Here is a 14,182-nt window from a genome sequence, read left to right as displayed (position 1 = left end):
CGACCTGTGGCATTGTCAAGGCATGGCGCGCGTATCCGATCACCGAACCCACCCCGCCGCGGCCCCGACCCCGGCCCGCCAGGGCACCATCCGGGACGCGAACCTGGCGCTGCTGTACCGGCTGATCGTCGACGCGCCGGCCCCGGTGTCCCGAGCGGCGCTGGCCGCCGTCACCGGCATGACGCGCGCCACCGCCTCCGCCCTCGCGGACGCGCTGCTCGCCGCGGACCTGGTTCAGGAGGTCTCCCCACCCCCGGCGACCGGCGCCGGCCGGCCCGCGGCGGGCCTGGTGCCTTCCAGCAGCGGCCCCGTCGGTCTCGGGCTGGAGATCAACGTCGACTATCTGGCGGCCAGCGTGGTGGACCTGGCCGGACGCGTCCGCGGCACCCTCACCGCGCACGGCGACCAGCGCGGGCGCCGGCCGGCGGAGGTCCTGGGCGACCTGGCCGAGCTGGCCGCGCAGGCCCGCGAGGCGGCGGACGCGCCGGATCCGGTCGTCGCCGGAACGGCGGTGGCGGTCCCGGGCCTGGTCGAGGCCTCGCGCGGCCGGATCCGGCGCGCGCCGAACCTGCGCTGGGAGGACATGGACATCGCGCACGAGCTGCGCGGCCTGCTCCCGGACGCCTCGTTCGATCCGATCGTCGGCAACGAGGCCGACTTCGCCGCGCTCGCCGAGGCCCACGCTTCCCGCGAGCACGCGGCGCTCACCGACTTCCTCTACGTCTCGGGCGAGATAGGCGTCGGCGCCGGGATCGTGCTCGGCAGTGAGCTGTTCCGCGGCGCGCGTGGCTGGGCCGGCGAGATAGGTCACGTCACCGTCGAGCCCGGCGGAGCGTCCTGCCGGTGCGGTGCCCGCGGGTGCCTGGAGACCGTCGCAGGGCTCGAGGCCCTGCGGCGCACCGGGCCCGAGGCCGCCGCGAACCCCCTGGGCCGGGCGGTCGCCGGCGCCGTGAACCTCCTGGACCTGCCCGCGGTCGTGCTCGGCGGCGTCTACGCCCGGCCGGAGTTCGCCGCGGCCCTGCTCCGCGGTGTCGAGCAGACGCTGGCCGAGCATGTCGTCAGCGCGCGCTGGGCGCCGGTGGCGGTGCACACCTCCCAGCTCGGGGAGACCGCCGCCGCGAGGGGCGCCGCGGTCGCCGTCGTGCGCCGGATCCACGCCGACCCGGCCGGATGGCTCGAAGTCTTGACCGAAGCCTGACACGCCGTCAGCTTCAGCCTCCAGAATCATTCGCGAAACTACCGCGAGACTTTCGCGCGTGTCATCGACCGCCATCCCTGAGGGCACCCCGACGGTCTAGCCGGTGATCGTGCCGTCGCCGTTGATCCGCCGGTGCGAGCAACTTTCGGCTCGCGCCGGCGAAACGTTGCATTGGCGCCCCACGGCTGGTGTATGAATAGGGCGTGGCGGACGACGAGACGCAAGAGCCGGAGCTGGGAACACAGCGACGAGGAGAGCCGGTGACCATCGCGCGCATCGCGCAGGAGGCGGGTGTCTCGGTGCCCACCGTGTCCAAGGTCCTCAACGGCCGCTCCGGGGTGTCCGACCTGACCCGGGCCCGCATCGAGGAGCTGATCGACCGCTACGGCTACCGCAAGCCGCAGGCGAAGGGCAACAACATCCTGGAGCTGGTGTTCCACGAACTGGCCGGGATGCAGGCCGTGGACGTGATCCGCGGCGTCGAGCAGGCCGCCCGCAGACACCGGTTCGGAGTGGTGATCTCCGAGTCCGGCCTGCGCGAGGCGAGCACCGTCGACGACATGCTGGAGCGCCGGCCGCGGGCCGTGCTTGCCGTCGCTCGGCTCTCCGAGTCCGAGCGCGACCAGTTGAAGACCCGCGGCATCCCGTTCGTGGTCCTGGACCCCGCCGACGATCCGCCGGACGACGTCCCGTTCGTCGGCGCCACCGACTGGCGCGGCGGGCAGACGGCGGTCCGGCACCTGATCGAGCTGGGCCATCGGCGGATCGCGGTGATCAGCGCGTCCGGCGACTCCCCCGGGCGCGCACGGCTGGCCGGGTTCTACACGGCGATGCAGGCCGCCGGCATCGCCCCGGACCTGAAGCTGGTGCTGGAGGCCGCGCTCACCCGCGAGGCCGGCCACGCCGCGGCGGTGGACCTGCTGGCGCGCGCCGACCGCCCGACCGCGGTCTTCGCCTCGAACGATCTGCAGGCGCTGGGCGTCTACCGCGCCGCCCGCGAGGCGGGCCTGCGGATCCCGGACGACCTGAGCGTCGTCGGGTTCGACGACCTGCCGGTCGGCGCGTGGGTGGAACCGCCGCTGACCACCATGCGGCGGCCGCTGGCCGAGATGGCGGCCGCCGCCGCCGAGATGGCACTGGCGCTGGCGCGCGGCGAGGAGCTGGGACAGCGCGGGGTGGAGATGGCGACCACGCTCACCGTCCGGGACAGCACGGCGCCGCCCCGGACAGCGGACTGACATCCGCCGGCACCGGCTCGGGTCGGGACACGAGCCGGTGAGCGCGACTTCAGGGAGTCCGGCTTCGGAGGGTGACGCCACGTGCCGGCTCGTCCTTGAACGCCACTGACGAGCGCCGCGTCACACCGCCGTCGGGCTGCGGCGGCTCGTCCAGGCGATCGAGGACCCGGGCACGCCCCTCGCGACGGCCGGGGAACCGCCGATCGAGCTGGTCGTCCGCGCGTCCACGGCGCCGCCGACCACACCGACCTGACCCACCACGCACTCGGAGACCGTATGGCTTCCCTGCCCGACCGTGTCCTGTTCGGCGCGGCGTACTACCACGAATACCAGCCCTACGAGCGGCTCAAGACCGACCTCGACCTGATGGACGAGGCGGGCTTCACCGTCATCCGCGTCGGGGAGTCGGTGTGGTCGACCTGGGAACCGGAGGACGGGCGGTTCGATCTCGACTGGCTGCGGCCGGTACTCGACGGGGCGCACGACCGCGGGATATCGGTCGTGCTCGGCACGCCGACCTACGCCGTGCCGCCGTGGCTGGCCCGCCGTTACCCGGAGATGGCCACGGAGTCCGCGACCGGGAGGCGTGTCGGCTGGGGCGCTCGCCAGGAAGCGGACTTCTCGCACGCCGCCTTCCGCTTCCACGCCGAGCGTGTGACGCGCGCCATCCTGGCTCGCTACGCCGTCCATCCCGCGGTCATCGGCTTCCAAGTGGACAACGAACCCGGCCTGCGGCTGCCGCACAACGAGGGGGTCTTCCAGCGCTTCGTCGACCACCTGCGGGCCGAGTACGGAGACGTCGACACCCTCAACCGCGAGTGGGGGCTGGTCTACTGGTCGCACCGGTTGACCGATTGGTCAGACCTCTGGCGACCGGACGGCAACGCGCAGCCACAGTACGACGCCGCGTGGCGGGCGTTCCTCGCCCGGCAGACCACCGAGTTCGTCGCCTGGCAGGCCGCGATCGCGCGCGAGTACGCCCGTCCCGACCAGTTCGTCACCACCTGCCTGTCATACCCGCACGTCGCGCTCGAGGACGACGAGCTGACCGACGCCCTGGACGTCACCGCCGGAAACCCGTACTACACGATGCAGGACGGCCTGGCGCTGCCCGATCCGACGCCCGAGGACCACGAGCAGCTCTGGCAGACGAGCGGCGTCTGGGCTCTGTATCAGAGCGCTGACCGCATGTTCTCTTCGCGCCAGGAGCCGTTCCTGGTCACCGAGACCAACGCCCAGGCCATCGGCGCCCCGTGGGACAACAAGCCGGCGTTCGACGGCCAGTGGCGGCAGGCCGCCTGGGCCCTCGTCGCGCGCGGCGCCCGGATGATCGAGTACTGGCACTGGCACACGCTGCACTTCGGCGCCGAGTCCTCCTGGGGCGGCGTTCTGCCGCACAGCGGCCGGCCGGGACGGGTCTACGCCGAGGTGGCCCGCCTCGGCAGGGAGTTCGAGACCGCGGGCTCCCTGGTCGCCGGAATCGAGCCCGACGCCGACGTGGCGATGGTCTACTCGGCTCCGAACAAGTGGCTCATGCAGAAGTACCCGCCGCTGGCGAAGGCGGACGGCGGACCCGACGGCGCCTCCTACCACCGCATCTTCGACGCCTTTTACCGCGGGGTGTTCGAGGCCGGCGGTCAGGCCCGCATCTACCACGCACGGCAGCTGCGCCGGACGGCACCGGAAGATACGGCACGGCGGCACCCCGCACTGATCGCGGCAGGGCTCTACATCGCCGACGACGCGATGCTCGACTGGCTGGCCGCCTACGCGGCGGCCGGAGGCCATCTCGTCCTCGGCCCGCGCACCGGTTACGGCGACCACGAAGCCCGAGCCCGCCACGAACCCGCGCCCGCCCGCCTCGCCACCGCCGCCGGGGCCTGGTACGACGAGGTCAGCAACCTCGACGCCGAGGTGCCGGTGCGGACCCGGCCCGGAAGTCCGCTCAGCCTCCCGGACGGCACGGCCGCCACCCGGTGGCTCGAAGGGCTCACCGTCACCGACGCCGAAGTGCTGGCCGAGTACGTGCACCCCCACTTCGGACGCTGGCCGGCGGTCACCAGCCGGCGCCACGGCGCGGGCCGGGTCACCTCCGTCGGCACCGTGCCCAACCGCGCGCTGGCCCGGGCCCTGGCCGCCTGGCTGACGCCGGCCCGGCGCAGCGGCTGGAGCCGGCTGCCGGAGTCCGTCACCGCGACGACCGGCACCGCCCCGAACGGCAGCCGCGTCCACGTGGTCCACAACTGGAGCTGGCAGCCCGTCCAGGTCTCCGCCCCGGCCGCCCTGAACGACGTCCTGACCGGTGCTTCCGTCCGCTTCGGTGAGGCGATCGGCCTCGGAGCCTGGGACGTCCGGATCTTCATCACCGACACCGCCACCTAAACACCATCCGAACACGAACAACCAAGAGGTCTCCATGGCATTCGTCTCGATGGGTCTGTCAGACCTGGAGAAGTACCACCCCGAGCGGACCGAGCCCGCCGACTTCGCAGCCTTCTGGGCCGAAACCCTGGCCGAGGCCCGGTCCGCCCCGGCCGTTCTGGAAACCACGCCCGTGGACACGGGTCTCACGACCGTGACCATCGAGGACGTCACCTTCCCCGGCTTCGGCGGGCAGCCGGTCAAGGGCTGGCTGGTCCGGCCACGCGGCGCCGAGGGACCGCTTCCCACGGTCGTGAGCTATGTCGGCTACGGCGGCGGCCGCGGCCTGCCCCACGACCACCTGCTGTGGGCCAGCGCGGGCTACGCACAACTGGTCATGGACACCCGCGGGCAGGGCGCCGAGTGGGCCGTGGGCGACACTCCGGACGAGGGCCCGGGCTCCGGCCCGGCGTACCCGGGCTCGATGACCCGAGGCATCCTGGACCCGGCCACGTACTACTACCGCCGGGTCTTCACCGACGGTGTCCGCGCCGTGGACGCCGTCCGCACCCACGAGGCTGTCGATCCGGCGCGGGTCCTGGTGGCGGGCGGCAGTCAGGGCGGCGGCATAGCCCTGGCCGTCGCCGGGCTGGTGCCGGACGTCGCCGGGGTGCTGGCCGACGTGCCGTTCCTGCAGCACATCCGGCGTGCGACCGAGATCACGGACGCCTACCCCTACAAGGAAGTCGCGAACTTCTGCAAAACCCACCGCGACAAGATAGAGACGGTGTTCCGCACCCTGTCCTACTTCGACGGCCTGAACTTCGCGGCGCGCGCGACGGCGCCGGCGCTGTACTCGGTCGCGCTGATGGACGACACGTGCCCGCCGGACACCGTCTACGCCTCCTACAACCACTACCTCGGGCCGAAGGAGATCAGCGTCTACCCCTACAACGGGCACGAGGGTGGAGGCGGGCACCACGTACCGGTGGCGCTCGCCTTCGCCGCTTCGCTGGTCAGGACTCGGCTGGGCTGATCTTCAGCACCGGCATGGCGGGCACTGGTGCGCCTTCGGGCAGGCGCACCAGCAACTCCCGCGGACCGTGCTCGAACTCCAATGGGTCGGGGTGACCGAGCAGGTGCACTGCTCCGATCCGCTGTGTATAGAGCGTCAGGTCCTGTCCCAGGGACCGTACGCTGATCCGGCGGTCCGGCGCCCCGCCGAGGGCTGTCAGAAGGACCCTTCCCTACGGCCTGGTCCACGGCGCTCAGGACTTCGCGCACAGTCGTCATCACGAACCTCCAGCGACGTACGAGAACCAGTCGAAGCGAACGACACCCGCGGTGGCGTACATGCCGATGACCCGGCCGGTGAAACCGCCCGCCACCTCAGTGGAGAGGTAGCGGCCGTCGAGCGTGGCGAGGACCTCGGTGCGGCCGTCCGGCTCGGCCACGCAGAAGGAGACGGTGTCGGGTCCGCTGCGTGCGTCCTGCAAGGCCTGCGTCTCGGTGATCTGGACGGTGAGCTCGATGGGCCCGGCGGATGCCGGCCGCGACGCGACGAGAGACCGCAGCGGGCCGATGCGCGCCACGACGCGCACTTCGCCGTCGGCGAGCTCGACGGCGTAGTAGTGGTACTCGTCGAGCCGGACCGCCAGGCCGCCGTCGCCTTCACTCGCGTCGACCAGCGCCGTGGCCCGGCAGGACAGGTGCTGCTGGCGACGGCCGACGAAGACCACGTCGTCGGCGTCCAGGGAGTCGCCGCGGGCCCGCAGCGTCAGCCAGCCGGGACGGTCCTGCGTCGTGACGGACTCCGCGGGGCGGTCCCTCAGCGAGATCCACTGCGGACGCAGAACGCTGTCGTCGAAATCGTCGCGCACCGGCTCGGCTACCGGCTCCTCGAGCGGCCACGGGATCCCGGAGAGGTCCGTGAGGACCTGGCCGACGACCGGCCAGCCGTCGACCCAGTCCACCGGGGCCAGGAAGGTCTCACGGCCCAGGACGTGCCAGCCGGGCGTACCGCCGCCGGGCCGTGTCCCCAGGAACACCAGCCACCAGGAGCCGTCGGGGCCCTGCACCAGGTCGGCGTGCCCGGTGCTCTGGACCGGGTGCTCGATGCCGCGGTGGGTCAGGATCGGGTTGCCCGGGTGGGGCTCGAACGGTCCGTTCGGTGTCGGCCCCCGGGCGATCGACACGGCGTGACCGCGCTCGGTGCCGCCCTCGGCGATCATCAGGTACCAGTACTCGCCGATCCGGTACAGGTGCGGGGCCTCCGGGGCCTTGGCCCCCGGGCTGCCCGACCAGAGCCGCAGCGGCTCGCCGAAGGTCTGGCCGGTGTCCGGGTCCAGGCGGATCTGGGACACTCCGGCGACGGTGCACCAGCAGGTGCCGTCCTCGTCCCAGGCCAGGTCCGGGTCGATACCGGGGACTCCGGGCAGCATCACCGGCTCGGACCAGGGGCCGGCCGGGTCGGTGGCGGTGACCAGCATGTTGCCGCCCCCGCTGCTCGCGTTGGTCGTGATGAGCCGGAAGCGGCCGTCGTGATACCGGAGCGTCGGGGCGTAGACGCCGCCGGACGACCTGGCGCGCGCCAGCCGGAGCTGGCTCGGCCGGTCCAGCACGTTGCCGATCTGCCGCCAGTGCACCAGGTCGCGGCTGTGGAAGATCGGGACGCCGGGGAAGTATTCGAAGCTGGAGCACACGAGGTAGTAGTCCTCCCCCACCCGGCAGATGCTCGGGTCGGGATGGAACCCCGGAACGATCGGGTTCGCAACGGTGTCGCCCACGGTGAGTCAGGCCTCTCCGATGATGAGAAAGTTTCTCTGATTGCCGTCCGATAATTTCTCGGGCACGCTAGCGGCGGGGCCGACCGCTGGTCAACGGCGGCTCGTGGGCAGCGTAATCGAAGCGCTTCGATATTTCCCCTGGACAGCGCACAACTGCCCGGTCTACTGTTCTGACACAAGGCTCGGCGCTACTGTTCGAGCCAGACGTCGAAGCGCTTCACCTCGGTCCTCAGCCGGGACGACGCGCCCCCGCGCCGAACCGCCGCCGACGGTGGCGTTTCCGGTTATCCGCGCGGCCATTGTCCGGGATACCATCCGGGCACGGCTCTGGAGGACTCATGGTGACCATCGCCGAGGTCGCCCGCCAAGCGGGTGTCTCGCCGTCGACAGTCTCGTACGTGCTGTCGCGCAAACGCTCCATCTCCGAAGACACCCGGCGGAGAGTGGAAGCCGCGATCGACGCGCTGGGCTACCACCCGCACGCCGGCGCCCGCGCGCTGGCCTCCAACCGCTCGAACATCCTGGCCCTGATGGTGCCGCTGCGCAGCGACATGTACGTGCCCGTGATCATGGAGATCGCGATGGCCGTGACCACCGAGGCGCGGGAGTTCGACCAGGACGTGCTGCTGCTCACCAAGGACGAGGGCACCGGCGGCGTACGGCGGATCGCCGGCAGCGGTCTGGCCGACGCCATGATCCTGATGGACGTGGAGCTCGACGACGACCGGATCCCGGTGCTGCGCGAGACCTCCACCCCGGCGGTCCTGATCGGGCTTCCGGCCGACACCGCCGGGCTCACCTGCGTCGACCTCGACTTCGACGCCACCGGTGCGGCCTGCGTCGACCACCTGGCCGACCTCGGCCACCGCGAGATCGCCCTGATCGGCGAGAGCGAGGGCGTCTACCGCCGGCACACCGGCTTCGCCGCCCGCACCATGACCGGGTTCCAGCGCCGCGCCTCCGAACGCGGCCTGCGGGCGGTGCACCGCATGTGCGAGGGGACCTACGAGTCCACCGCGGGGGTCCTGGCCCGCATCCTCGAGGAGCGGCCCGGCACGACCGGTTTCATCGTGCAGAACGAGGCCGCCATCACGCCGCTGCTGAGCCTGCTGCGCCTGTCCGGCCGCGCCGTGCCGGAGGACACCAGCGTGGTGGCGATCTGCCCGGACCAGGTGGCCCTGCAGTCCTCACCCCGCCTGACGAGCGTCTCGATCCCCGCCGAGGAGATGGGGCGACACGCGGTACGCCAGGCCATGTCGCAGCTTGAGGGCGGTCACCACCCCTCCGTCACGCTGATCCCGCCGCTGCTGACCGTGCGCGAGTCCAGCGCGGCCGTTCCGGCCTCCTGACAGCCGCCTCCTCTCCTCTTCCTCCTTCGTTCAGGCCGCCATGCGGCCTGCGCTCGCCTATGCCCTTGGAAGGTCTTCCATGTCTGATGAGACCGCGGGAGAACTCGCGCATGTTCTACGACGGCATGCGGAGTGAGGGACGCAGCGACGTGGTGACGCTGAACCGCTCGGCCTGGGCCGGGTCGCAGCGCTACGGCGCCATCCTGTGGTCCGGCGACATCGACACCGACTTCGCCACCTTCCGCCGCCAGATAGCCGCCGGGCTGAACACCGCCATGAGCGGCATCCCGTGGTGGAACACCGTACATGCTCGGCGGGGATCTGTTGGTCGCTCCGGTGCTGGAGGCCGACGCCCGGGTCTGGGACGTGTATCTGCCGGTTGGCGCGAGCTGGACGGACGCTTGGACCGGGCAGACCTACGAGGGCGGCCAGGCGGTGACGGTGGACGCGCCCTTGGAGCGGATCCCGCTGTTCCTGCGCGATGGTGCGACGCTGCCGATCGTGGCCGCCGTCCGGGACGGAAACAGCGACAACACCGGGATGGCTTGAGGGCTGAGGGCTGAGGGCTGACGGCTGACGGCTAATGATCCGCGATGCGTCCGACCATGGCGTCGGCGGCTCCGAGGCCCGCCGCGATCAGGTCCTGGCCGGGTTGGCCCAGCACCACCCCGGTGATCGTCGTCTGCTCGCCGCCGACGGATCGGACGGCGCGGAAGGCGAAACAGCCGCCGGCCGCGGAGTCCGAACCGGTCTTGACGCCGACGAAGCCGTCGTGGCCGAGCAGCGTGTCGGTGTTGCGCACGGTGCCGGCGACCGGCAGCGCCGCGCTCGGCAGGGCGACGATGTCCGCGAACGCCGGCAGGCTCATGGCCCGGTCGACGAGACGGACCTGGTCGGCGGCGGTGGACACGGTCGCCTCGTCGAAGCCGCTCGGGTCCGTGTAGTGGGATCGGGCCATGCCCAGCGCGTGGGCGGTCGCGTTCATCCTGGTGACGAACTGGTCCACCGAACCGGCGTCCCAGCGTGCCAGCACCACGGCGATGTTGTTCGCCGACGGCAGCAGCAGGGCCTGCAGCGCCTGCCGTTCGGTCAGCCGTTCCCCCGCGGCGACGGGCACGTACGACTCCTGCCGTTCGATCCGGCGGGCGGTGTCGGCCACGTCGGCCGCGGTGAGCGTGATCGTCGGGCCGTCCTGGCCGGGCTCCAGCGGATGGTCGCCCAGCACGAGGTACGCCGTCATCACCTTCGCGACACTGGCGATCGGCGCCGCGTGCTGGTTCGGCCCGGCTTGGATCTGCGACTGCCCGGCCAGCAGGAACGCGGCCTGGCCGGAGGCCGGCCACACGGTGCCGGACAACGCCTCGCCGCCTGCCTCGCCGCTTGCGTCGCCCCCCGCCTCGCCAGGTGCGCCTCGCTGGCCGGACGCGGCCGTGAAGGACGGAGGCCGGGGTCTGTCGTGGCCGCTGACGGTCGCGGGCGACCGGTGTGTGAACACTCCTGCCAGCACCAAGCCGAGAACGACCGAGCAGACGAGAGCGGCCCATCCGATGCGACGCTTGGTTATCCGTGCTGGTTCGTAGGAGCCCATGCCCCAAGTAAAGGCAGCGGGGTGTTGTCAGCCCTTACGCAGTTTTCAATATGCCGCCGATATGCGGCTAACGCAGCAGGGACCTGGCGGTAGGGGCCAGACGCAGCTGCAGAGGCACGCCGGTGATCAGCTCCGCCAGGGCAGGCTGCACCTTGTCCTGCCACCGTACCGAACGCTCCAGTCGGCTCTCGTACACGCCGAACTGCTCAAGGCTCGGGAAACGTGCGAACCACACGAAGACATTCTCACCTGCGCGCACCGGCAGCGCGGGGAAGGTGTTCTCGGAGTGCTCTGTCATGAACCAGCCCAGAAGCTCGGCTCCAGCCCTGACCAGCTCCGGGTGAACCTCGTGCTCGAAGAACTCTGCGAATCGCGCGTCGAACGGATGGTCGCGATGGTAGATCGTGGCGAGCACGCAGGACGGCGGAGCCGTGGTCTGGCTGAGGGGCGGGCGCCCGGCGGCCGGCACGGGGAAGCCGGAATGCGCGGTGACCGGGCGAAGGAGCAGCACGTCGTCAGAGTCGATCATGGTGGCGTTGGCGGCGGCGCCGTGCTCCTTCCACGTCGGCCCGCCATAGAAGGCGGCCAGCGCCTCCGCGCGTCCGGGCATGTCTTCGAACCCGCGCAGCCAGACGAACCGGTCGGGCCGGTCCAGGTCTCGGAACTGTCCCAGGATCGTCATGCCGACCTCTTCCTGGGATTCGACGAACTCCCGATCGAAGAGCTCGATCAGGACGTCCCGCCCGCCCGGACGCAACGTGTACTGCCTCAGCTCCACGACCGGGGACCGCAGATCGTTCACTCCCGCCTCCATCCATGAGAACAAACCTTGTTACAACAGACGACACGCAGACGGGCCTATGGCACTCGCAGGCTCTCGCGCAGTACCTCAGCGACCGAAGTCGCCTTCAGCTCCAGCCGTACAGCCTGCTCGATCTCGCCGTAGACCCGGCCCAACGCGGGCCGGATGCCCTTGCCGACAGGGCACTCCAGATTCGGCTCGGTGTGATGCATGCCGAACAGCGGTGGCGGCTTGACGGCGTCGTACACGTCGAGCAAGGTGATCTGCTCCGGCGCCCTGGCCAGACTCCAGCCCGCCCCGGATCCCCGACGCACGTGCACCAAACCCGCTCGACGCAGGTCCCCGAGGCTTCGGCGGATGATCACCGGGTTGGTGTTCACACTGGCGGCGACCTGGTCCGAGGTCAGCGCCTCTTGTCCGCGGCGCTGCGCGAGAGCCATCCACGCCAAAACGTGCACGGCGATCGTCATCCGGCTGTTCTCCGCCATCACACCCCCCAGTCGTAACAACTTCTGTTACTACTACGGCGGTCCGGCCCGCGTCAACGGATGCCCGTCCTCTTCATCACTTCCACCGTCCCGTTGCCGTGGTCGAGCACGAACACGAAGTCCCCCCGCCTGACCGCCTCCACACCCTCCGGAAGACCCGGAAGTACCGGCGCCACCCCCGCGTCGTCGCAGGCCTGCGCGAGCAATTCCGCCAGCACGCGTTCTTCCGGCAGCGTCGCGACGTACCACGCGGTTCCGGCGCTATAGCCGTTGCGCACGATGGCGGGGATGCCGGCCAGCGGCCCGGAGGCGATCTCCGCGAGCGCCGTCCCGGTGTCCGCGGTCAGCCACTCGGCCCACGAGACCGCGCTGAAGTCGCCGAACGTCTCCGAGTGCAGCGTCAGCGGTTCGCTGTCCGGCAGCGGCCAGTACTCCTCGATCCGCAGCCCCAGCAGCTCCCGGAACGGGGCCGGGTAGCCGCCCAGGCGGATCCGCTCGTCGGGGTCCGACACCCCTGAGAACGGCCCGACCACCAGCCGTCCTCCGCCGCGGACGTATCCGATGACGTTGTCGGCGGCGCGGTCGGAGACCTGGTACAGGTTGGGCGCCACCACGAGCTTGTACCGGCTCAGGTCCGCCTCGGGATGGACGAAGTCCACCGTCACGTTCGCCTTCCACAGCGGCGCGTAGTACTCGCGGATCCGGTCGACGTAGCGGAAGCCGCTGTGCGGCTGGTGGTCCAGCTCGACACCACGCCACGAGTCCCAGTCCAGCAGGATCGCGGTCTCGGCGGCCACGGCCGTGCCCAGGACATCGGAGAAGTCGCCGAGCTCCTTGCCGAGTTCGCAGATCTCGCGGAAGATCCGGGTGTCGGCGCCCGCGTGCGGCAGCATCGCGCCGTGGGTGCGCTCGGCGCCCTGCTTCGAGGCGCGCCACTGGAAGTGCAGGATCCCGTCGGCGCCGCGCGCCACCGCTTGCAGCGACCACAGGCGGTTCAGCCCGGGACGCTTCGGACTGGCGATGTGCTGGAACCCGGCCCGGCCGGGGGTCTGCTCCATCATCAGCCACGGCTTGCCGCCGCCGACCGACCGGATGAGGTCCTGGGCCATCGCGCCGTCGCAGGCCGCGGTCGGCTTGGCGGGGTCGGGGTAGGAGTCGATGGAGGTGAAGTCCTCTTCGGGGGCCCAGCGCCACAGATCCGTGCCCTTGAAGAAGCTCATGGAGTTGGTCGTGATCGGGATCGCCGGGTTCGCGGCCCGGACGATGTCCCGCTCGGAGATGTAGCCCGCCAGCAGCAGGTCGGAGGCGAACCGCTGGTAGTCCAGGTCCTGCGTGGGATTGATGATGTACTGGACCTGCCGCGGCGGGATCACCTCGTCCCACTCGGAGTAGCGCTGCGACCAGAACGACGTCCCCCAGGCCTCGTTGAGGCCGTCGAGGTCCCCGTACTTGGCCTGGAGCCAGCGGCGGAAGCGCTCCGCGCACTGGTCGCAGTAGCACACGGTCCCGAACTCGTTGCCGATGTGCCACATCCGCAGCGCGGGGTGGTGCGCGTACACCGACGCCAGGTCGGCGCTGATCGCGTCGGCGAAGGCGCGGAACACCGGGGACGAGGGACAGTACGCGTTCCGCGAACCGTAGGTGCGGACCGTCCCGTCCGGGTTCTTCGGCAAGGTCTCCGGCCACCGGTGCCCCATCCACGGCGGCGGCGACGCGGTCGGCGTGGCCAGTCCCACGCCGATGCCGTGGGCATGGAGCAGATCGAACACCTCGGTGAGCCAGCCGAAGTCGCGCTCACCGGGGGTGGGTTCCAGCAGCGCCCAGGAGAAGACACCGACGGTGGCCAGGTTCACCCCGGCCTCGCGCATCAGGCGCACGTCCTCTTCCCAGACCTCACGCGGCCACTGTTCAGGGTTGTAGTCGCCGCCGAACAGGATGCGGCCGCGGGTGGCGTCGCAGAGCGATGGCATGACACATGTTCCTTTCAGCCTGTGGTGGCTCAGCCCTTGATGGCGCCGGTGAGCATGCCCTTGGTGAAGTGCTTCTGCAGGACGGGGTAGCCGACCAGGATCGGGATCAGGGTGAGCACGACCACGGCCATGGAGATCGCGAAGGACGGGGCGATCTGGTGTTGGGCCGCCGAAGACTGTCGAAGCGCTTCAATATTGCGTTGAGGTTAAGCGAGTGCAACCGACGACGCAAGGGTCAGTGGTCACGTTTCGATATCGGCAAGCTCCGCGAATCGCCCCTGACATCCCATGCCTGAGGCGAAGATCAAAGCCGGGCGGCGACTCCGCGAACTGGTCTAAGCCAACCTGAGCAGCGATGAAAGTCTCCTGTTCCCGGCCCCTGTGGGTTGACATGCCCACTGA

At 70.8% G+C, this 14,182-nt stretch carries 11 protein-coding genes and 1 pseudogene; 6 read left to right on the top strand and 6 right to left on the bottom strand.

Translation table 11 applies throughout. The features are described from left to right. The first annotated feature begins 22 nt into the window (after window positions 1–22). On the top strand, window positions 23–1,198 hold the full coding sequence (locus tag ABD466_RS13990) for an ROK family protein (RefSeq protein ID WP_344657437.1): 1,176 nt from the start codon (window positions 23–25) through the stop codon (window positions 1,196–1,198). A gap of 260 nt (window positions 1,199–1,458) precedes the next feature. Next, on the top strand, window positions 1,459–2,436 hold the full coding sequence (locus tag ABD466_RS13985) for a LacI family DNA-binding transcriptional regulator (RefSeq protein WP_344657436.1): 978 nt from the start codon (window positions 1,459–1,461) through the stop codon (window positions 2,434–2,436). A 120-nt stretch (window positions 2,437–2,556) separates the two neighbouring features. Here ABD466_RS13985 and ABD466_RS13980 read toward each other — a convergent pair whose 3' ends face one another. Continuing rightward, window positions 2,557–2,697, bottom strand: coding sequence for a hypothetical protein (locus ABD466_RS13980; RefSeq protein ID WP_344657435.1), 141 nt, complete (start codon window positions 2,695–2,697; stop codon window positions 2,557–2,559). Window positions 2,698–2,712: 15 nt separating this feature from the next. Here ABD466_RS13980 and ABD466_RS13975 point away from each other — a divergent pair, with 15 nt between their 5' ends. Together ABD466_RS13975 and ABD466_RS13970 are read left to right on the top strand one after the other, a co-directional pair. Further along, a complete protein-coding gene (locus ABD466_RS13975; protein WP_344657434.1) occupies window positions 2,713–4,818 on the top strand; it encodes a beta-galactosidase in 2,106 nt (701 codons plus the stop codon). 34 nt (window positions 4,819–4,852) lie between these two features. Further along, window positions 4,853–5,833: an acetylxylan esterase gene (locus ABD466_RS13970; protein ID WP_344657433.1), complete on the top strand. Its 981-nt coding sequence runs from the start codon at window positions 4,853–4,855 to the stop codon at window positions 5,831–5,833. Between the two features lie 256 nt (window positions 5,834–6,089). Here ABD466_RS13970 and ABD466_RS13965 read toward each other — a convergent pair whose 3' ends face one another. After that, on the bottom strand, window positions 6,090–7,583 hold the full coding sequence (locus ABD466_RS13965; protein ID WP_344657432.1) for a glycoside hydrolase family 43 protein: 1,494 nt from the start codon (window positions 7,581–7,583) through the stop codon (window positions 6,090–6,092). Between the two features lie 338 nt (window positions 7,584–7,921). Here ABD466_RS13965 and ABD466_RS13960 point away from each other — a divergent pair, with 338 nt between their 5' ends. Both ABD466_RS13960 and ABD466_RS13955 read left to right on the top strand, forming a co-directional pair. Further along, a complete protein-coding gene (locus ABD466_RS13960; RefSeq protein WP_344657431.1) occupies window positions 7,922–8,932 on the top strand; it encodes a LacI family DNA-binding transcriptional regulator in 1,011 nt (336 codons plus the stop codon). A gap of 92 nt (window positions 8,933–9,024) precedes the next feature. Further along, a pseudogene (locus tag ABD466_RS13955) lies at window positions 9,025–9,481 on the top strand (TIM-barrel domain-containing protein); the annotation flags it as partial. A 31-nt stretch (window positions 9,482–9,512) separates the two neighbouring features. Here the strand turns inward: ABD466_RS13955 and ABD466_RS13950 are convergent. The 4 genes from ABD466_RS13950 to ABD466_RS13935 form a co-directional block, all read right to left on the bottom strand. Continuing rightward, window positions 9,513–10,289, bottom strand: a complete 777-nt coding sequence (locus ABD466_RS13950) for a D-alanyl-D-alanine carboxypeptidase family protein (RefSeq protein ID WP_344657430.1) — start codon at window positions 10,287–10,289, stop codon at window positions 9,513–9,515. Window positions 10,290–10,587: 298 nt separating this feature from the next. Further along, window positions 10,588–11,322: an NIPSNAP family protein gene (locus tag ABD466_RS13945; RefSeq protein WP_344657429.1), complete on the bottom strand. Its 735-nt coding sequence runs from the start codon at window positions 11,320–11,322 to the stop codon at window positions 10,588–10,590. 56 nt (window positions 11,323–11,378) lie between these two features. After that, a complete protein-coding gene (locus ABD466_RS13940) occupies window positions 11,379–11,810 on the bottom strand; it encodes an Rrf2 family transcriptional regulator (protein WP_344657428.1) in 432 nt (143 codons plus the stop codon). Window positions 11,811–11,863: 53 nt separating this feature from the next. Then, window positions 11,864–13,780 (bottom strand): beta-galactosidase, encoded by a 1,917-nt coding sequence (locus tag ABD466_RS13935; protein ID WP_344657427.1) that lies wholly within the window; start codon window positions 13,778–13,780, stop codon window positions 11,864–11,866. Window positions 13,781–14,182: the final 402 nt, after the last annotated feature.

Source organism: Catenulispora subtropica, from assembly GCF_039531675.1.
GTDB classification, from domain to species: Bacteria; Actinomycetota; Actinomycetes; order Streptomycetales; family Catenulisporaceae; genus Catenulispora; species Catenulispora subtropica.
Note: the sequence above shows the minus strand (reverse complement) of the source record. Positions and strands in the feature narration are given on the sequence as shown.

Bases quoted from the DNA above. Each gene is read 5' to 3' on its own strand.
- ABD466_RS13940 (WP_344657428.1), bottom strand. From the start codon at position 11,810: ATGGCGGAGAACAGCCGGATGACGATCGCCGTGCACGTTTTGGCGTGG.
- ABD466_RS13935 (WP_344657427.1), bottom strand. From the start codon at position 13,780: ATGCCATCGCTCTGCGACGCCACCCGCGGCCGCATCCTGTTCGGCGGC.
- ABD466_RS13975 (WP_344657434.1), top strand. From the start codon at position 2,713: ATGGCTTCCCTGCCCGACCGTGTCCTGTTCGGCGCGGCGTACTACCAC.
- ABD466_RS13970 (WP_344657433.1), top strand. From the start codon at position 4,853: ATGGCATTCGTCTCGATGGGTCTGTCAGACCTGGAGAAGTACCACCCC.
- ABD466_RS13990 (WP_344657437.1), top strand. From the start codon at position 23: ATGGCGCGCGTATCCGATCACCGAACCCACCCCGCCGCGGCCCCGACC.
- ABD466_RS13960 (WP_344657431.1), top strand. From the start codon at position 7,922: ATGGTGACCATCGCCGAGGTCGCCCGCCAAGCGGGTGTCTCGCCGTCG.